The following is a 19270-nucleotide window of genomic DNA, read 5'->3' on the forward strand; positions in this document are numbered from 1 at the left end:
GCCCAGGCGGTGGACTACGGCCTGCGGATCGTCGCGCAGGAGCAGGTCGGTCTCGCGTACGCCGGCTGGGACCGGCTGCTGACGAGAGTGGCGCTGCCCGCCTGGCGCATGGGGCGGTGGCCGTCCCGGCTCGACGCGGGGGTGGTGGCGGCGCTCACCGAGCTCTCCCGCCGGGACCGGCTCGCCGAGGGCTTCGCCTCCCGGCTCGGCGAGCGGCCCGCGTGCGATCTCCTGGAGGAGCCCGGCGCGGTCGACGAGGCCGCCTCCCTGCTCGCCGCCCGGCTCTTCCACGGCGGTCCCGCGGAGCCGGGCCCCGACTGGGCGCCGGTGGACTGGCAGGCGTATCCGGAGGAGGTCGTGGACCGCACCTGGCGCGCCGACGCGGCCCGCCTGCACCGCGTCCTGGACATCCTCGGCGTCCGCCCCTCCCTGGACCCCCGAGCCCCCGACCCCGGCGGCCCCACCCTGGCCCGAGTCCTGGACCACCTCACGGCTGCCGCCGAGGGCGGGGCCTGGGGGGCGATGGCCGCCGACGCCGGTGCGGGCGCGATGGGCGCCGACGCAGGTGCGATGGGCGCCGGTGCCGTCGGAACTGTCGCTTCCGGAACCGACGACACCGCCCCGGATACGACCGACGCCCCGGCCCCCGGCCCTTCTGCCTCCGCAGCAGACGGCCCCGCTCCCGGCGCGACAGGCACCACGGGCCCAGGGCCTTCCGACATCGAAGCCGGTGGCACCGCTGCGGAGATCGCAGGCGCCTCGGTCACCGGTCCCTCCGACTTCCGGGCCGAGGACGTCAACGGCACCGAGCGCACCGACTGCATCGATGGCACCAAAAGCATCGATTGCGCCGACAGCACCGATCGCACCAATGGCACCGATCGCACCGACAGCACCAATGGACCACCCCTCGCCGACCCCCCCACCGGCGTCCCCGCCGCTGACAGCGCCCTCGCCGCCCAGGAGCTTGGGCCCCAGCTCCCCTTCGGCGAGGAGGACCCCACCACCGAGCGCAGTGCGGCTCTCGCCGCCGGGCTGAGTGCCGAGCTCGCCCGGGAGGAGGCCGCGGGGGCGGACGGAGGCGCAGCGGGACGGCGGAGTCCCGAGAGTGGCCCGTGGGACGAGTTCGCCTGCGGGCTGCCCCCCTTCCCGCTGCAACCCCAGCGCACCGCCCGCGAGCTGCTCGCCGACCACGTCACCGCGATGGTGTGCTGCGCGGCCGTGGACACCGCCGGCGCCGTCCCCGCCCTGGACTGGCTGGACGGCCCCTCCCTGCTGCTCGGCGGTGAGCGGGCCGCCGACCTGGCTCCCAAGGTCCTCACCCTCATCGAGGAGGGAGACCCGGGCCCGCTGCGCGACTGGCTGGCCGCGTCCGGCATACGCCCCGAGAAGCCCGTACGCCTCGTCTGACCGGACCGTGAACCTGCCCGTCCGAGGCGCACCCGTACCGGAAAAGCGACTTCCAGTTCAGGTCAATTCGCAACGACTAGTGACCGTCCCCGTGCGTTATGTGATGTGCTGGGACCGACCACGCCTTTGGCAAAGGCACGCGACATACGACAGTACGGTCGAGCACACCGAGCACAGCGGGAACAGCGAGCACCACCGAGACAGGCACGGGGGCCTGAGGGAGGGGAGCGACCATGGCCTCGGACCACATCCGCCGCTGGGAGTCCGGAGCACTCGCGCACGCCGTCACGGACCCCTTCGGACAGGGCCCGGTGCCCTGGCTGCGCGGCAGTGAGACGTATTTCGACGACACCGGCCACGTCGTGCCGTGGTACGTCGACCCCAGCCCGCAGCAGCTAACCGGCGGCGACCGCGCACGCGTCCCGGCGCCCCGCGCGTCCGGGCCCGGCCCCCGCTCGGCCGACGACGTGCACCGCCAGATCAAGGGCTTCACCTCCACCGGCGCGGTCGCGCCCGGCGAGGCGATCGACTTCCACATCACGGTCGACCCGCCGCAGCAGTTCAGCGTGGACATCTACCGCATCGGCCACTACGGCGGCGACGGCGCGTCCAAGATCACCACCAGCCCCCGCCTGTCCGGCATCGTCCAGCCCGCGCCACTGACCGCCGACCGCACGGTCTCCTGCCACCACTGGTGGCTCTCCTGGCGCCTCCAGGTGCCCTCGTACTGGAGCATCGGCGCCTATGTGGCCGTCCTGACCACCGCCGACGGCTACCGCTCCCACGTGCCGTTCACGGTCCGCGACGACCACCCCGCCGACCTCCTGCTGCTGCTGCCGGACATCACCTGGCAGGCGTACAACCTCTACCCGGAGGACGGCCGCACCGGCGCCAGCCTCTATCACGCCTGGGACGAGAAGGGCCGGCTGCTGGGGGAGGCCGACGCCGCGACCACCGTCTCCTTCGACCGGCCGTACGCCGGCGCCGGCCTGCCCCTGCACGTCGGCCACGCCTACGACTTCATCCGCTGGGCCGAGCGCTACGGCTACGACCTCGCCTACGCCGAGGCCCGTGACCTGCACGCCGGCCGGATCGACCCCACCCGCTACCGGGGCCTGGTCTTCCCGGGCCACGACGAGTACTGGTCGGTGCCGATGCGCCGGGCCGTCGAGGACGCCCGCGACCGTGGCACCTCGCTGGTCTTCCTCTCCGCCAACACCATGTACTGGCAGGTGGAACTGGGCCCGTCCCCGTCCGGCGTCCCGGACCGGCTGCTGACCTGCCGCAAACGCAAAGGCCCCGGACGGCCGGTGCTGTGGCGCGAGATCGACCGGCCCGAGCAGCAGCTGGTCGGCATCCAGTACGCGGGCCGGGTGCCCGAGCCGCACCCGCTGATCGTCCGCAACGCCGGCCACTGGCTGTGGGAGTCGACCGGCGCCCATGAGGGCGACGAGATCGCGGGCCTGGTCGCCGGTGAGGCGGACCGTTACTTCCCGCGCACCCCACTGCCCGAGCACGACGAGCGCATCCTGCTCGCCCACTCCCCCTACACCGACAACGACGGCGTCCTGCGCCACCAGGAGACGTCGCTCTACCGCGCCCCCTCCGGCGCCTGGGTGTTCGCCTCCGGCACCTTCGCCTGGTCCCCGGCCCTGGACCGCCCGGGCCACGTGGACGCCCGTGTCCAGCGCGCCACGGCGAACCTGCTGGACCGCATCTGCAAACGCGACTGACACCACGCGACCCGCACCCGGCGCCGGCCGCAGGTGTCGACCCAACCCCCGGGCGCGCCCTATCACCCCCATACGGGAGAATCGAGGCATTGGACAGAACCACGGGGAGGAACCGTGTCCGGATTCGTAGAAAAGCCCGAGCCGATCGAGGTTCCGGGCCTGGTGCACCTGCACACCGGAAAGGTGCGTGAGCTGTACCAGAACGAGGCGGGCGACCTCGTGATGGTCGCCAGCGACCGCATCTCCGCCTACGACTGGGTGCTGCCCACGGAGATCCCCGACAAGGGCCGCGTCCTCACCCAGCTCTCCCTGTGGTGGTTCGACCAGCTCCGCGACCTCGCGAAGAACCACGTCGTCAGCACCGAGCTGCCCGAGGGCGCCCCGGCCGACTGGGCGGGCCGCACGCTGGTCTGCAAGTCCCTGAAGATGGTCCCGGTGGAGTGCGTGGCCCGTGGTTACCTCACCGGCTCCGGCCTCGCCGAGTACCAGGAGTCCCGTACGGTCTGCGGCCTCGCCCTCCCCGAGGGCCTCGTCGACGGCTCCGAGCTCCCCGCCCCGATCTTCACCCCGGCCACCAAGGCCGAGGTCGGCGAGCACGACGAGAACGTCTCCTACGAGGAGGTGGCCCGTCAGGTCGGCGCCGAGACCGCCGCCCAGCTGCGCCAGGCCACGCTCGCGGTGTACTCGCGCGCCCGGGACATCGCCCGGGACCGGGGGATCATCCTGGCCGACACCAAGTTCGAGTTCGGCTTCGACGGCGACACGCTCGTCCTCGCCGACGAGGTCCTCACCCCGGACTCCTCCCGCTTCTGGCCGGCCGACGAGTGGCAGCCGGGCCGCGCCCAGCCGTCGTACGACAAGCAGTTCGTGCGGGACTGGCTGACCTCGCCGGCGTCCGGCTGGGACCGCAGGAGCGAGCAGCCCCCGCCGGCGCTCCCGGAGGAGGTCGTCGCGGCGACCCGGCAGAAGTACGTGGAGGCGTACGAGCGGCTGACGGGCACCCGCTGGTCCTAGGGCATGAAGAAGACCCCGGTCCAGTGGACCGGGGTCTCATTCCCGAGCGGACGACGAGGCTCGAACTCGCGACCTCAACCTTGGCAAGGTTGCGCTCTACCAACTGAGCTACGTCCGCGCTGCGCCGTGGCGCGAGAGCAACTATACCCAACCTCGCTCGCGCGCGAGACGTACTGCCGCATGACGGTTCTCGGCACCGAGCTTGGTGACCGCCGAGGAGAGGTAGTTCCGCACCGTCCCCGGTGACAGTGCGGCCCGCTCGGCGATCTCCGTGACCGGCGCTCCGTCGGCGGCCAGCTCCAGCACCTCGGCCTCCCGCGCGGTCAGCGGGGAGTCCCCGGCGGAGATCGCGTCGGCGGCCAACTCGGGGTCCACGTAGCGGTTTCCGGCATGCACGGTGCGGATGACCTCGGCGAGCCGCTGGGCGCTGACGGTCTTCGGGACGAACCCGCGCACACCGGCCGCGAGCGCCCGTTTCAGATGCCCGGGCCGTCCGTGCCCGGTGACGATCAGCACCTGGCAACCGGGCAGTTCGGCGCGCAGGGATGTGGCGACCTTCACACCGTCGGCGCCCGGCATCTGGAGGTCCAGGACGGCCACGTCGGGCCGGTGCGCCCGGGCCATCGCCAGTGCCTCGGGCCCGCTCGCCGCCTCCGCGACGACCAGCAGGTCGTCCTCCAGGGACAGCAGGGCGGCCAGCGCACCCCGGATCAGGTGCTCGTCGTCGGCGAGCAACAGCCGTACCGGTGCGCTCATGGGTTGACTCCTCTCACATCGGTCACGGATTCCGCCGCGCTCAGCGGGACTTCCGCCACCAGCCGGAACCGGTCCCGTTCGGCGCCGGCGAATCCGGCCTCCAACGTCCCGCCCACGGCGGCCAGCCGCTCCCGCAGCCCGGCCAGCCCCGACCCGCCGCCACCGTTCGCGGCCACGGCCCCGTCGTTCTCCACCGTCAGCACCGCCAGTCCCTCGCGCACCGACAGCCCCACGGCACACCGGCCCGCGTCCCCGTGCCGCAGCACGTTGGTGGTGGCCTCGCGCACCACCCAACCGAGCGCGGACTGCACCTCGGCGGGCAGTCCGCCGGTGTCCGCCCGGACCTCGCAGTCGATCCCGGCCGCCGTCAGCACACCCTGGGCACCGGCGAGTTCGACGCCGAGGTCGGCCTCGCGGTAGCCGCGTACGACGGCCCGCACCTCCCGCTGGGACTCCTGCGCGATGCGCTGCACCTCGATCATCTGCTCCACGGCCTCCGGCCGTCCCCGTCGGGCCAGTTGCACGGCCAGCTCGCTCTTGAGGGAGATCACGGACAGGTTCCGCCCCAGCACGTCGTGCAGGTCCCGTCCGAAGCGCAGCCGTTCCTCCGCGACGGCGAGCCGGGCCTCCGCCTCCCGGGCCCGCTCCGCCTCCCACAGCACGGCCAGGGTCCAGGCGCCGCAGCGGCAGGCGAGCAGCGAGAACACCGTCTGGAAGGCCACCATCAGGAAGGTCGCGAGCAGGCCCACGGTGTCGTGGTCGGCGAGCCACACGCCACCCGTCAGCACGGCCGCGAGCACCGCGGACCGGCGCAGGAACACCCGTACCGGGACCGTGAGTCCGTACAGGAGCCCGAACGGCAGCAGGGAGGCGCCGAGCGCCAGCCGGACCGTCATCGGGTCGGCCGCGTCCAGCGCCGAGAGGGACACGGTCAGGGCCAGGGCCAGGGCCAGCAGGACGGCCGGGGCGCGGTGGGCGTCGGCCGGCAGCCGGGCGCGCCCCAGGTAGTGGTCGAGCGCGGGCCGGGTGAGCCGGTTGGAGGCCACGCACTGCAAGGCCGCCACGAGCGCGAGCAGGGCGCCCAGGACGACCGCCACGGGCCGGTGGCGGAGCCCGCCCACCAGGGGCAGCAACAGCCAGCCGAGCGAGAAGAACCAGGTCGTGACGTACCAGGTGACGACCGTGTACAGCTCGACCCGTTCCGCCTTGCTGCGTTCCCGCCAGTGCCGCTGCTGCCACCGCCGTATCCGCCCCACCACGAGCGCCCCCCGTTCCTCAGCGCCTGGGCTCCCACCGGAACCACCGCCCTACAGCAAACACCGCCGGCACGGTCCAGGCCAGCGCGGTCGCGAGCGCGCCGAGCACCTCGTACGCGCTCGCCCCACCGGTCCAGCCCGCCCGGACGAGCCGGATCGCGGGGGACAGCGGGAGCAGCTCGCAGACGGAGGCGAGCCTCTCCGGCATGACCTCGGTGGGGAACATGATCCCGGAGCCGATCATCGACACGAACACCAGCGGCAGCGCGGTGACCTGGCCGCTCTCCACGCTCCGGGTGAAGGACGCGGTGAGGGCGGCGAGCGCCGCGCTCAGCACCAGTCCGGCCGCCAGTCCCAGCAGGGTCAGGTACGGCGCCCTGGGCGCCCCGGCGTCCAGCAGGACCGCGCATCCGGCGCACAGCAGCAGCGCCTGTGCGAGGCCGAGGCCCAGGGCGGGCAGGGCGGTGCCGGTGAGGATCTCGGGGCCGGTGAGTTCGCCGGTGCGCAGTCGTTTGAGGACCAGTTCCTCGCGGCGGGCGACGTAGGCGTTGACGAGCGAGGTGTAGACGGCGAACAGGAGGGAGAAGCCGATCGCGGCCGTGAGCATGGCCGCGCCGATGCTGATGCCGTGCTGCTGGAGGTCCAGCTGGTCGAGGGCCGGGCGCACGCTGAACGGCAGTGCGAGCGGCACCACGAGCGCGGTGAAGACGACCCCGCGGTTGCGGCCGAGGAGGGTCAGCTCGGCCCGTGCCAGCGCCCGCAGCCGCCGTACGGAGGGCGTGAGGGCGCGCGGAGCGAGGGTGCTCATGCCGCGGCCTCCTCTTCCCGGGCGATCCCGAGGAACGCCTCTTCCAGCGAGGCCGAGCGCACGTCGAGGCCGCGCAGTTCGACACCGGCTCGCTCGGCCCAGACGAGGACGGCGGTGGCGGTCCGCTGGAGTTCGCGGGTGCGCAGCCGGACGATCCGGCCGTCGCTCTCGTGCCCGCAGACGCCGAGGTCGGCCAGGGGCGGCAGGTCGCCGAGGAAGTAGCCGTCGGGCAGTTGGAAGGACATCCGGGATGGGCGGCCGGCGGTGACCTCGGCCGGGGTGCCGGAGGCGGCGATGCGGCCCTCGTGCAGGATGGCGAGCCGGTCGGCGAGGCCCTCGGCCTCCTCCAGGTAGTGCGTGGTGAGCAGCACGGTGGTGCCGGCGTCCCGCAGCCGGCGCACCAGGGCCCAGGTGTCCCGGCGGCCCTCGGCGTCGAGCCCGGTCGTCGGCTCGTCGAGGAACAGCACCTCGGGATCGCCGAGCAGGGCCAGCGCCAGGTCGAGGCGCCGCCGTTCGCCGCCGGACAGCTGCTTGACCCGTACGCCCCGCTTGCCCGCGAGTCCGACCAGCTCCAGCACCTCCGCTTCCGGCCGGGCGCCGGTCGTGCAGCCCGCCCACATCCGGGCGGTCTCCGCGGCGGTCAACTCGGCCGGGAAGCCACCCTCCTGGAGCATGACGCCGGTGCGGGGCCGCACGGCGGCCCGCTCGCGGTGGGGGTCGTGACCGAGCACCCGGACCCGGCCGCCGGCCGGTGAGGCGAGTCCTTCCAGCAGTTCGACCGTGGAGGTCTTTCCGGCGCCATTGGTGCCCAGCAGGGCGAAGATCTCCCCGCGTGCGACGGAGAAGGTGATTCCGCGTACGGCCTCGAACCCGCCCCCGTAGACACGCCTGAGGTCGGTGACCTCGATCACGTGCTCGTGCCCGTCGATGTCCATGACACCAGCGTCCCGGCGGGGGTGCCCCGGCCGGCAGTGCGCGGTGTCACGGCTCGGCATGACAAATGTCAGGGGGATCCGGCCGGACGACGAAAAGACCCCGGTCCAGGGGACCGGGGTCTCATTCCCGAGCGGACGACGAGGCTCGAACTCGCGACCTCAACCTTGGCAAGGTTGCGCTCTACCAACTGAGCTACGTCCGCACTGCTCCCGATCGGCTCCCACCGATCGGTGCGAACACCAGCCTACCTGATCCACAAGCGTGGTCGTGTCGGCGGTGCAGAGCGGGTGACAGGAATCGCACACTGCGCCTTCCCCCTGGAAGGGGGATGTTCTACTACTGAACTACACCCGCACGGTCCTCGGGATCCGGCCTGTCGGCCTCGCCCCTCGGCGTGTCCCAGACATTAGCTGATCAGCAGGGGGGTAGCGCAAGTCGGGTTCCCCCGAGGCCCCGTATGCCCCAAGTGCACGGTCCCCAGGGCCCTCTGACGGACCCTGGGGACTCGCCCCTTCGCGGGCTCACTGCGCGGCGCTGAACGCCTCGTAGACCTTCTTGGGGATGCGTCCCCGGGCGGGGACGTCCATCTTGTTGGCCTGGGCCCAGGCGCGGACGGCCGCCGGGTCGGGCGCGACCTCCGTCTGCTTGTACGCCTTGCCGGACCGCGACCGCTTGCGGCCGGCCTCGACGTAGGGCGCGAGCGCCTTGCGCAGTTTCTCGGCATTGCTTTCGTTCAGGTCGATCTCGTACGACTTGCCGTCGAGTCCGAAGGCGATCGTCTCCGCCGCTTCCGAGCCGTCGATGTCGTCAAAGAGAGTGACCACGACCTTTTGCGCCACGAATATCGGTCCCTCCGTGCAGCACGTCGTTACAGCTCAACGCCGACGACGTGCCGAGTATCGGCTATTGCCAATTCATTTGTACAGTGCCCGGCAATGCAAAGTGAAGCCCGACTAAATCCGTCCGCGTGTCCGGGCGCAATAGGTGTGGCGGACGGACTGTGGAACTTTCCCAGAACTTTTCACGGGCGTGCGGCTTCGACACCCGATCGTGATGCGGCTCACGTACTTTCCTCCAACTCTACTCGCGTAGAAATTTTGTGCGGGTAGTCTGAAGGAACCTGCTCAGCACCACACACCGGGAGTGCCAGTGGCACGCGTCGTAGTCGACGTCATGCTCAAGCCGGAGATCCTCGACCCCCAGGGCCAGGCGGTCCAGCGTGCGCTGCCGCGCCTGGGTTTCGAAGGGATCTCGGACGTACGTCAGGGAAAGCGTTTCGAACTGGAAGTTGACGGGCCGGTCGACGAGGCCGCGCTCGCCCGCATCCGCGATCTTGCGGAATCCTTCCTCGCCAACACCGTGATCGAGGACTTCACGGTCCGGGTCGATGAAGTCGCGGAGGCGGCCAAGTGACCGCTCGTATTGGCGTCGTCACTTTCCCGGGGAGCCTGGACGACCGGGACACCCAGCGCGCGATCCGTATCGCCGGGGCGGAACCGGTCGCCCTCTGGCACAAGGACAAGGACCTCAAGCAGGTCGACGCCGTCGTCCTGTGCGGCGGTTTCTCCTACGGTGACTACCTGCGGGCCGGCGCCATCGCCCGCTTCTCGCCGGTGATGGAGCCGCTCGTCGAGCAGGCGAAGGCCGGACTGCCGGTCCTCGGAATCTGCAACGGCTTCCAGATCCTCACCGAGGCCCACCTGCTCCCGGGCGCGATGCTCGGCAACGACCACCTCCACTTCATCTGCCGCGACCAGAAGCTGCGGGTGGAGAACGCGGAGACCTCCTGGACCGCCGACTACCGCGCCGGCCAGGAGATCCACATCCCGCTGAAGAACATGGACGGCCGGTACGTCGCCGACGAGTACACGCTCGACAAGCTGGAGGCGGAGGGCCGCGTCGCCTTCCGTTACCTGGACTTCAACCCGAACGGCTCGCTGCGGGACATCGCCGGCATCACCAACGAGGCCGGGAACGTCGTCGGCCTCATGCCGCACCCCGAGCACGCCGTCGAGCCGCTGATCGGTACCGGCCGTACCGACGGGCTCCCGTTCTTCACCTCGATCCTCAAGAAGCTGGTCAACGCATGAGCCGGACGCCTCTGGACACGGTCGAGCACGCGGCCGCGACCCCCGACGTCGAGCTGCCCTGGGCCGAACTCGGTCTGAAGAAGGACGAGTACGAGCGGGTGGTGGAGATCCTCGGCCGCCGCCCCACCGGCGCCGAGCTCGCCATGTACTCGGTCATGTGGTCCGAGCACTGCTCGTACAAGTCCTCCAAGGTCCACCTGCGCCAGTTCGGCGAGAAGGCGCCGCAGAGCGACGCGCTGCTCGTCGGCATCGGCGAGAACGCCGGTGTGGTGGACGTCGGCCAGGGCTACGCCGTCACCTTCAAGGTCGAGTCGCACAACCACCCGTCGTACGTCGAGCCCTACCAGGGCGCGGCCACGGGTGTCGGCGGCATCGTCCGCGACATCATCGCGATGGGCGCCCGCCCGGTCGCGGTCGTGGACCCGCTCCGCTTCGGCGCCGCCGACCACCCCGACACCAAGCGCGTCCTGCCCGGCGTGGTCGCGGGCATCGGCGGCTACGGCAACTGCCTGGGCCTGCCCAACATCGGCGGCGAGGTCGTCTTCGACGCCTGCTACCAGGGCAACCCGCTGGTCAACGCAGGTGCCATCGGTGTGATGCGGCACGAGGACATCCACCTCGCGAAGGCCTCCGGCTCGGGCAACAAGGTCATCCTCTACGGCGCCCGGACCGGCGGCGACGGCATCGGCGGCGCCTCCATCCTGGCCTCCGAGACCTTCGACGACGCCAAGCCCTCGAAGCGGCCCGCCGTGCAGGTCGGCGACCCCTTCCAGGAGAAGCTGCTCATCGAGTGCACCCTGGAGGCGTTCCGGGAGAAGCTGGTCGTCGGCATCCAGGACCTCGGCGCGGCCGGTCTGTCCTGCGCCACGTCCGAGCTGGCCTCCAACGGCTCCGGCGGGATGCGCGTCACCCTCGACGACGTCCCGCTGCGCGACTCCACGCTCTCGCCCGAGGAGATCCTCATGAGCGAGTCGCAGGAGCGCATGTGCGCCGTCGTGGAGCCGGACAAGGTCGACCGCTTCCTGGAGATCTGCGAGAAGTGGGACGTCATCGCCACCGTCATCGGTGAGGTCACCGACGGCAACCGGCTGGAGATCTTCTGGCACGGCGAGAAGATCGTCGACGTCGACCCGCGCACGGTCGCGCACGAGGGCCCGGTCTACGAGCGCCCCTACGCGCGCCCCGAGTGGCAGGACGCCCTCCAGGCCGACGACGCGAACAAGCTGCCCCGCCCCGAGACGGGCGAGGAGCTGAAGGCCCAGGTCCTGAAGCTGGTCGGTTCGCCGAACCAGGCTTCCAAGAAGTGGATCACCTCCCAGTACGACCACTTCGTGCAGGGCAACACCGTCCTCGCCCAGCCGGAGGACTCCGGCATGATCCGCGTGGACGAGGAGACCGGCCTCGGTGTCGCGATCGCGACGGACGGCAACGGCCGCTACACCAAGCTCGACCCGTACACGGGCGCCCAGCTGGCGCTGGCGGAGGCCTACCGCAACGTGGCCACCACCGGTGCCAAGCCGCTCGCGGTCTCGGACTGCCTGAACTTCGGCTCGCCCGAGGACCCGGCGGTCATGTGGCAGTTCGCGGAGGCCGTGCGCGGTCTGGCCGACGGCTGTCAGCAGCTCGGCACCCCGGTGACCGGCGGCAACGTCTCGCTCTACAACCAGACCGGCGAGGCCGCCATCCACCCGACCCCGGTGGTGGCCGTGCTCGGCGTGATCGACGACGTCGCCCGCCGCACCCCGGTCGCCTTCCAGGAGGAGGGCCAGCTGATCTACCTCCTCGGCGACACCCGGGAGGAGTTCGGCGGCTCGGCCTGGTCCCAGGTGATCCACGACCACCTGGGCGGTCTGCCCCCGCAGGTGGACCTGGAGCGCGAGCGCCTGCTGGCCGAGATCCTGATCTCCGCCTCCCGCGACGGCATGATCGACTCCGCGCACGACCTGTCCGACGGCGGTCTGGTCCAGGCCGTGGTCGAGTCCGCGCTGCTCGGCGGCAAGGGTGCGCGTCTGGTCGTACCCGACGGCCTGGACGCCTTCACCTTCCTGTTCTCCGAGTCGGCCGGCCGAGCGATCGTCGCCGTGCCGCGCTCGGAGGAGGTCCGCTTCAACGACATGTGCGGTGCGCGCGGCCTGCCGGCCACCCGTATCGGTGTCGTCGACGGCGACGCGGTGGAGGTGCAGGGCGAGTTCACCCTCCCCCTCGCCGAGCTGCGCGAGGCCCACGAGGGCACGATCCCGGCGCTGCTGGCGTAGCGCACACAGGGACCACGGCGCGTACGTCACGCCGGAGCCCCCGCCCGGACCCAGGGTCCGGGCGGGGGCTTCCCTGTGGTGGCGGGTCGCCCTGAGGACCAGCGGATCAGACCGGCCCCCGATCGACCGCCGGGGCATGCCGCCTCGACACGCCGGCGCGGGGACGATTCCTCAGCGGAGCCTTTCGGGTTCGAGTCGGACACCGCATCCGAGGAGGCGGCGGCCGGCACGTCCTGGATCACGATGATCGGCCCTGACCCGGAGGGGCCCCGCGGGCGCGCGGTGAAGGTTCGGGAAGCCTCTTCGGCCGCAGGCGTGACACCGTGCGGCCGGGGGAAGGAGGGAATTGCCAACTCACCTGTGCCCGTGGGGTGGTTGGGCAGTCGGCGACATCCGTGAGTGAGCCCGGGGGAGCGGCCGGATGGAGATCAGGTTCGAGGCGGCCGGAGCCGCACGCGAGGAAGAACTGCTGTCCCTGTACGACTGGCTGGCTGCCGACCGCGCCCTGCGCGGCCAGGTCCGGGTGACCCGGGTCGCCGAAGCCGGCTCGGGCACCGGGCGGATGGGCCCGGGTGTCGACCTGGTCCTCGCGGTGCTGTCCGCCGTCAGCGGCCTGGGGCAGCTCCAACTGTCCTACCTGGCCTGGCGGCAGAGTTTCCGGCCACGGGCCCGTGTGACCATCGACATCACCGGAGCCGACCCCGACCAGGTGGCCGAGCTGCTGCGCGGCTTCGGGCAGGACGGCGACGACGCGGACGGGGAGCCGCGGTGACCGACGCCAAGGACCCCGGGACGGTCGAGAGTTTCGGCCGGATCGACCCGGAGCGCTCCGCCTGTGTCCTGATCGGCGTGGACGACTACGCGCACCTGGACCCGCTGCGCAGCGTCAGGCTCAACCTCACGGAACTTCAGGCCGTGCTCACGGACCCGGACATCTGGGGCATCCCCGACGACGGCCGGCGGATCCGTACGGTTTCCAACCCGACCTCACCGGCCGAGCTGGTCCGCCCGATCCGGGAGGCCGCCGCGCTCGCCGAGGACACCCTGATCGTCTACTACGCCGGTCACGGCCTGAAGGACCGCCACGAACAGCAACAACTGCTGCTCACCCTGCCCGACTCGGTCGAGGACCAGCCGGACACCTGTGTCCGGTCCGGCGACGTCCGCCGCGCCATCCGCGACACCGGCTCCGCACTGCGCCGGGTGCTGATCCTGGACTGCTGCTACAGCGGTCAGGTGCTGACCGAGATGACGGACGGCCACCGGCACGTCGTCGAGATGGCCGTGTCGACGCTGAAGGACGTCGAGGGCTCCTACGTCATGACGTCCGGGCCGCGCGACCGGCCCTCGCACGCTCCCGATCCCAAGCGCTGCACCCTGTTCACCGGCGCCCTGGTCGACGTCATGCGGGAGGGGCTTCCGGACGGCCCGGAGATGCTGGGCCTGCACGACCTCTTCGTGGAGGTCAAGAAGCGCATCCTCACCCTCAAGCCCGAGGTGCCACAGGAACCACAGGACCAGGACAGCAACGGCGTCGGCGCCCTCGGCTTCGTCCGCAACGCCGCCGTACGGTCCCGCTGGCCCCGGCCTGTCCGGCAGCCCCCGCCCACCCGCTGGCAGCGCGTCCGCACCCCGGTCCTGTCGCTGACGGCGGGCGTCCTGGGCCTCGCCCTCGGCCTGGGCGTCCCGCCCCTCGTCGACTGGTGGCACGACATCCACCCGGCCCCCGCCGCCGGTCCCTGCGCGGTCCCCTCGCCGTCCGGCCCGGCGGCCCCCCGCGCGGTGCTCCTCGACCACTCCGACGCCCTGAACAAGGAGAACGTCTACTACGAGAAGATAACGGGCCTGTCCGCCCTGGCCCTGGTCTCACAGGGCGAGGACGTCAGGGCACTGGCCCTCGCCGACAACTCCCCCGGCCGGGTCTGGCCGCTCGCCCTCGGATCGCCCTCGAAGCTGGACCCCGTCCCCGACAAGTCGGTGCCGCTCCGCCGCGCCGACGGCACGAAGTTCCCGATCGACGGCGACTGGTACGACGGCGAGGGCATGGTCATCGAGAAGGGCGGCAGGACCATGCTGATCGCCTCCGAGACCGGCCCGGCCATCCGCCGCTTCGACATCGCCACCGGCCGGCAGGTCGGCAAGGACTTACCCATTCCGAAGGAGCTGCGCTTCTGGCCCCAGGGCTCCGCGCAGACCGGCCGCAGCATCGAGTCACTGGCCGTCTCCCCGGACGGCCGCCACCTCTACGCCGGCTGGGAGGCACCCCTGGCGAAGGACGGCGACCAGCGCGGCCGGGGCATCATCCGCATCCAGCGCTACACCGGAAGGGCCGGCGGCGCCTACACCCCGGACGGGCAGTACGCGTTCATGGCCGATGACGGCATGTACCTGTCCGAGCTGAACGCCATCGACGACAACGGCAACCTTCTCGCACTGGAACGCCAGTACACCGCCGGACTGGGCTCGGCGATACGGATCGTCCAGCTCTCCCTCGCCCACGCCCAGAACGTCACCGAACTGACCTCCCTGTGGCATCAGCCGCCGAAGATCTTCGCCGCCGACCGACTGGTCGTCGACCTGGCCACCTGCCCCGTGGGCGGCCGCGGCCAGGTCGCCGTCCCGGCCTCGTCCGCCCACTACCCGCTCCTCGACAACGTCGAGGGCATGGCCCTGGGCGCCCCCTGGACATCCGGCCGCTACAAAGGCTGGCACCCGCTGTACCTGGTCTCCGACGACAACGACAGCGACGACCAGATCACCCGGCTCTACTCGCTCGCGGTGAAGCTGCGACCTTGAATGCCGTCCCCTTGAACAGGGTCACCGAATAGGGTGACCGCCATGCCCACGGCCAAGAAGCGCACCAGGACGTACGACCCCGCCAAGACCCGTGAGGCGGTCCTCGCCCAGTTCACGAACGTGCGGGACGCCGTCCGCACCCTCGGCCCCGAGCAGCTGGAACTCCCCACCCGGCTCGGCGCCTGGAGCGTGCGGGACCTGATCGCACACATCGGCATGGCGCTCACCGCCGTCCACCGGGCCCTGGAGCGGCCCGCCCCGCCCCGGCAGACGGTCACCGTGGCCGAGTGGCCGTTCTCCACCGGGTCACGCGCCGGCGCCATCGCCGAGTTCACCCGGGGCCTCACCGCCGCCCACCCGGACCTCGGCGCCTACCTCGCCGACATCGACGAGAGCCTGCGCGCCCTGCTGGACGAGCACCCCGGCGGCCGGCTGCTGGACACCAGCGCGGGAGCCCTGCCGCTGGACGACTACCTCGTCACCCGCGCCCTCGAACTCGTCGTCCACACCGACGACCTGAACGCCGCCGTCCCCGGCCTGGAGGTGCCGTACGACCGGCAGGCCCTGGCCGCCACCACCCGGCTGCTCGCCGACGCCCTCGCCGTGAAGGCGCCCGGCGGCTCCACCGAGGTGCGGGTGCCGCCGTACGCGGTCGTGCAGTGCGTAGAGGGCCCCCGGCACACCCGGGGCACCCCGCCCAACGTCGTGGAGACCGACCCGCTGACCTGGATCCGGCTCGCCACCGGCCGTACGGCCTGGGCGGACGCGCTGGCCGCCGCCAAGGTCAGCGCGAGCGGGGAGCGGGCGGACCTCGGGGGGCTGTTGCCGGTCATGTCGTAGCCGGAACCCGCGCGCGCCCGCGTACGTCGAATCACCATGAACCGGTACAAGCAACGCGTGACCCTGGCAGTGGCCGCCGTGCTTCTCCCGTTCACGGTGGCCTGTGGCGGCGAGAAGGCGGACAGTGGAGCGGTGAGCGTCCAGCAGCCGGTGACCGGGATCGACTGGCGGGTCGACGGCATCACCGTCGGCGCCACCACCCGGCACGCGCCCGCCACCGCCCGCCTCCGCATCGACGAGGACGGCAAGGCGGGCGGCAACCTGGGCTGCAACCAGTTCAGCGCCCGCGCCACCGTGCGCGAGGACCGCATCACCATCGGTGACCTGCGCACGACCAGGATGGCCTGCGGCGAGGAGCGCATGGACTTCGAGCGCGCCCTCGCGCGCATCCTCACCACCGGCACGCTCACCGCCAGGGCCGACGCGGGCAAGGCGACGCTCACCGACGGCGACGGCGACCGCGTCCACCTCAGCCGGAGCACCCCCGGATGATGTGCGACACCTCACTCACGAATACGGCGAAGACGCCCGTGAACGGCTCGTACGGCCCGTCCGGAGCCCCCAGCAGGCGGTGAAGCACCGGTCTGACCAGCGAAAACGCGGAATCCCCCAAGGTGATCCAGACCGCCCGGCCCGTTACGGGCGCGTATCCCCAATTCGGACCAGTGGTCGACCTCGCCTACACTCGGTTGCGTGCCACGTGGTGACGGTCGACTCAATCACGATCTGCTTCCCGGCGAGAAGGGCCCCCAGGACGCTTGCGGCGTCTTCGGCGTCTGGGCTCCGGGTGAAGAGGTCGCAAAGCTCACGTACTTCGGGCTCTACGCCCTCCAGCACCGGGGTCAGGAATCCGCGGGAATCGCGGTCAGCAACGGCTCCCAGATCCTCGTCTTCAAGGACATGGGCCTGGTCTCCCAGGTCTTCGACGAGACCTCGCTCGGTTCGCTCCAGGGTCACATCGCGGTCGGACACGCCCGCTACTCGACCACCGGTGCCTCCGTGTGGGAGAACGCCCAGCCGACGTTCCGCGCCACCGCGCACGGTTCGATCGCGCTCGGCCACAACGGCAACCTGGTCAACACGGCGCAGCTCGCCGAGATGGTCGCCGACCTGCCCAACGACAACAACAGCCGCTCCACCCGGGTCGCGGCCACCAACGACACCGACCTGCTGACGGCCCTGCTGGCCGCCCAGGTCGACGAGAACGGCAAGCCGCTGACCATCGAGGAGGCCGCGCACGCGGTGCTCCCGAAGGTCAAGGGCGCCTTCTCCCTCGTCTTCATGGACGAGCACACCCTCTACGCCGCCCGTGACCCGCAGGGCATCCGCCCGCTGGTCCTGGGCCGGCTGGAGCGCGGCTGGGTGGTCGCCTCCGAGACCGCCGCGCTGGACATCACCGGCGCGAGCTTCGTCCGCGAGATCGAGCCGGGCGAGTTCGTCGCCATCGACGAGAACGGCCTGCGCAGCTCCCGATTCGCGGAAGCGAAGCCCAAGGGCTGTGTCTTCGAGTACGTGTACCTGGCCCGCCCGGACACCGACATCGCCGGCCGGAACGTCTACCTCTCCCGCGTGGAGATGGGCCGCCGGCTGGCCAAGGAAGCCCCCGTAGAGGCCGATCTGGTCATAGCGACCCCGGAGTCCGGCACCCCGGCCGCCATCGGCTACGCGGAGGCCTCCGGCATCCCCTTCGGCGCGGGTCTCGTGAAGAACGCCTACGTCGGCCGTACGTTCATCCAGCCCTCGCAGACCATCCGCCAGCTGGGCATCCGGCTGAAGCTGAACCCGCTGAAGGAAGTCATCAAGGGCAAGCGCCTGGTCGTCGTCGACGACTCGATCGTGCGCGGCAACACCCAGCGGGCCCTGGTCCGCATGCTCCGCGAGGCCGGCGCCGCCGAGGTCCACATCCGGATCTCCTCGCCGCCCGTGAAGTGGCCCTGCTTCTTCGGCATCGACTTCGCCACCCGCGCGGAGCTGATCGCCAACGGCATGACCATCGAGGAGATCGGCACCAGCCTCGGCGCCGACTCGCTCGCCTACATCTCCATCGACGGCATGATCGAGGCGACCACGATCGCCAAGCCCAACCTGTGCCGCGCCTGCTTCGACGGCGAGTACCCGATGGAGCTGCCGGACCCGGAGCTGCTCGGCAAGCAGCTGCTGGAGACCGAGCTGGCGGCCGGTCCGGCCGCGACCGCGGCGACCGACGCGATCCGCCGCCCGTAAGTTCTGCCGTACGACACGAAAGTTCTCACCCCATGTCTGAGACGACTGGTGCCAGCTACGCAGCCGCGGGCGTCGACATCGAAGCGGGAGACCGCGCCGTGGAGCTCATGAAGGAGTGGGTGAAGAAGACCCAGCGCCCCGAGGTCCTGGGCGGCCTCGGCGGCTTCGCCGGGCTCTTCGACGCCTCCGCCCTCAAGCGCTACGAGCGCCCGCTGCTCGCCTCCGCCACGGACGGCGTCGGCACGAAGGTCGACATCGCGCGCCGGATGGGCGTCTACGACACCATCGGCCACGACCTGGTCGCCATGGTCATGGACGACATCGTGGTGTGCGGCGCCGAGCCGCTGTTCATGACCGACTACATCTGCGTCGGCAAGGTGCACCCCGAGCGTGTCGCGGCCATCGTCAAGGGCATCGCGGAGGGCTGTGTGCTGGCCGGATGCGCCCTGGTGGGCGGTGAGACGGCCGAACACCCCGGCCTGCTGGGCGAGGACGACTTCGACGTCGCGGGCGCCGGTACGGGCGTTGTGGAGGCCGACCGGCTGCTCGGCGCGGATCGCATCCGCACGGGGGACACCGTGATCGCCATGGCGTCCTCCGGGCTTCACTCGAACGGGTACTCCCTGGTCCGCCACGTCCTGCTGAACACGGCGGGCCTGGCTCTGGAGTCGGAGGTGGCCGAGCTGGGCCGCACCCTCGGCGAGGAGCTGCTGGAGCCCACGAAGATCTACTCGCTGGACTGCCTGGCCCTGACCCGCACGGCCCAGGTGCACGCGTTCAGTCACATCACCGGTGGCGGGCTCGCCGCCAACCTGGCCCGGGTGATCCCGGACGGGCTGCACGCCGTGGTCGACCGCTCCACCTGGACCCCGGGAGCGATCTTCGACCTGGTCGGGAAGACCGGGAACGTGGAGCGCCTGGAGCTGGAGAAGACCCTGAACATGGGCGTCGGCATGATCGCGATCGTCCCCCAGGAGTCCGCGGAGGTCGCCCTCGCCACGCTGGCCGACCGGGGTGTCGACGCCTGGGTCGCCGGTGAGATCACCGAGCGGGGCGACAGGACCACCGGCGCGGAGCTGGTGGGTGACTACGCGGTCTGACCTCGCGGACAGCACAGAAGCCGGTCGGTGGCTGTGCCACCGACCGGACTGGT

At 71.4% G+C, this 19270-nt stretch carries 16 protein-coding genes, 3 tRNA genes and 1 pseudogene; 12 read left to right on the plus strand and 8 right to left on the minus strand.

Annotated features, from left to right (window positions below; all coding sequences use genetic code 11):
- The 3 genes and pseudogenes from C3492_RS38185 to C3492_RS38200 all read left to right on the plus strand — a co-directional run.
- Positions 1-1410, plus strand: a pseudogene (locus C3492_RS38185) (hypothetical protein); the annotation flags it as partial.
- A 233-nt stretch (positions 1411-1643) separates the two neighbouring features.
- Entirely contained in the window at positions 1644-3143 is a 1500-nt protein-coding gene (locus C3492_RS38195) for a N,N-dimethylformamidase beta subunit family domain-containing protein (protein ID WP_103817213.1), read from the plus strand.
- 114 nt (positions 3144-3257) lie between these two features.
- Positions 3258-4157 carry a phosphoribosylaminoimidazolesuccinocarboxamide synthase gene (locus C3492_RS38200; protein WP_103817214.1) on the plus strand — a complete coding sequence of 300 codons (900 nt, stop codon included), beginning with the start codon at positions 3258-3260 and terminating at the stop codon, positions 4155-4157.
- 45 nt (positions 4158-4202) lie between these two features.
- Here the strand turns inward: C3492_RS38200 and C3492_RS38205 are convergent.
- The 8 genes from C3492_RS38205 to C3492_RS38240 form a co-directional block, all read right to left on the minus strand.
- Positions 4203-4275: transfer RNA gene (locus C3492_RS38205), tRNA-Gly, on the minus strand.
- Between the two features lie 23 nt (positions 4276-4298).
- Positions 4299-4913 carry a response regulator transcription factor gene (locus tag C3492_RS38210; RefSeq protein ID WP_103817215.1) on the minus strand — a complete coding sequence of 205 codons (615 nt, stop codon included), beginning with the start codon at positions 4911-4913 and terminating at the stop codon, positions 4299-4301.
- Positions 4910-6172, minus strand: coding sequence for a sensor histidine kinase (locus C3492_RS38215; RefSeq protein WP_103817216.1), 1263 nt, complete (start codon positions 6170-6172; stop codon positions 4910-4912). Before C3492_RS38215 ends, C3492_RS38210 begins: the two co-directional genes overlap by 4 nt.
- A gap of 16 nt (positions 6173-6188) precedes the next feature.
- Complete coding sequence (locus C3492_RS38220; RefSeq protein ID WP_103817217.1) at positions 6189-6977, minus strand: ABC transporter permease; 789 nt, start codon at positions 6975-6977, stop codon at positions 6189-6191.
- Entirely contained in the window at positions 6974-7912 is a 939-nt protein-coding gene (locus C3492_RS38225; RefSeq protein ID WP_103817218.1) for an ABC transporter ATP-binding protein, read from the minus strand. Before C3492_RS38225 ends, C3492_RS38220 begins: the two co-directional genes overlap by 4 nt.
- Before the next feature lie 130 nt (positions 7913-8042).
- Positions 8043-8115, minus strand: a tRNA-Gly gene (locus C3492_RS38230).
- Between the two features lie 80 nt (positions 8116-8195).
- Positions 8196-8267 (minus strand) — tRNA-Gly (locus C3492_RS38235).
- A gap of 167 nt (positions 8268-8434) precedes the next feature.
- Complete coding sequence (locus C3492_RS38240; protein ID WP_014673610.1) at positions 8435-8752, minus strand: Lsr2 family protein; 318 nt, start codon at positions 8750-8752, stop codon at positions 8435-8437.
- A 310-nt stretch (positions 8753-9062) separates the two neighbouring features.
- Here C3492_RS38240 and purS point away from each other — a divergent pair, with 310 nt between their 5' ends.
- The 9 genes from purS to purM all read left to right on the plus strand — a co-directional run bounded on the left by purS (position 9063) and on the right by purM (position 19217).
- Complete coding sequence (gene purS, locus C3492_RS38245) at positions 9063-9326, plus strand: phosphoribosylformylglycinamidine synthase subunit PurS (protein WP_014673609.1); 264 nt, start codon at positions 9063-9065, stop codon at positions 9324-9326.
- On the plus strand, positions 9323-10003 hold the full coding sequence (gene purQ, locus C3492_RS38250; RefSeq protein WP_014673608.1) for a phosphoribosylformylglycinamidine synthase subunit PurQ: 681 nt from the start codon (positions 9323-9325) through the stop codon (positions 10001-10003). The genes purS and purQ overlap by 4 nt, the downstream gene beginning before the upstream one ends.
- On the plus strand, positions 10000-12258 hold the full coding sequence (purL, locus tag C3492_RS38255) for a phosphoribosylformylglycinamidine synthase subunit PurL (protein ID WP_103817219.1): 2259 nt from the start codon (positions 10000-10002) through the stop codon (positions 12256-12258). Before purQ ends, purL begins: the two co-directional genes overlap by 4 nt.
- Before the next feature lie 421 nt (positions 12259-12679).
- Positions 12680-13030, plus strand: a complete 351-nt coding sequence (locus tag C3492_RS38260; protein WP_103817220.1) for a hypothetical protein — start codon at positions 12680-12682, stop codon at positions 13028-13030.
- Positions 13027-15054: an esterase-like activity of phytase family protein gene (locus C3492_RS38265; RefSeq protein ID WP_103817221.1), complete on the plus strand. Its 2028-nt coding sequence runs from the start codon at positions 13027-13029 to the stop codon at positions 15052-15054. The genes C3492_RS38260 and C3492_RS38265 overlap by 4 nt, the downstream gene beginning before the upstream one ends.
- Positions 15055-15096: 42 nt before the next feature.
- Positions 15097-15894, plus strand: coding sequence for a maleylpyruvate isomerase family mycothiol-dependent enzyme (locus tag C3492_RS38270; protein WP_103817222.1), 798 nt, complete (start codon positions 15097-15099; stop codon positions 15892-15894).
- A gap of 57 nt (positions 15895-15951) precedes the next feature.
- On the plus strand, positions 15952-16386 hold the full coding sequence (locus C3492_RS38275; RefSeq protein ID WP_258056162.1) for an META domain-containing protein: 435 nt from the start codon (positions 15952-15954) through the stop codon (positions 16384-16386).
- A 201-nt stretch (positions 16387-16587) separates the two neighbouring features.
- The gene (purF, locus tag C3492_RS38280; RefSeq protein WP_103817224.1) at positions 16588-18117 is read left to right on the plus strand and encodes an amidophosphoribosyltransferase; all 1530 of its coding nucleotides are present in this window, start codon (positions 16588-16590) and stop codon (positions 18115-18117) included.
- Between the two features lie 32 nt (positions 18118-18149).
- Positions 18150-19217, plus strand: a complete 1068-nt coding sequence (gene purM / locus C3492_RS38285; RefSeq protein WP_103817225.1) for a phosphoribosylformylglycinamidine cyclo-ligase — start codon at positions 18150-18152, stop codon at positions 19215-19217.
- Positions 19218-19270 lie beyond the last annotated feature (53 nt).

Origin of the sequence: Streptomyces sp. Ru62 (assembly GCF_002920615.1) — a bacterium.
In the GTDB taxonomy this organism is placed as follows: domain Bacteria; phylum Actinomycetota; class Actinomycetes; order Streptomycetales; family Streptomycetaceae; genus Streptomyces.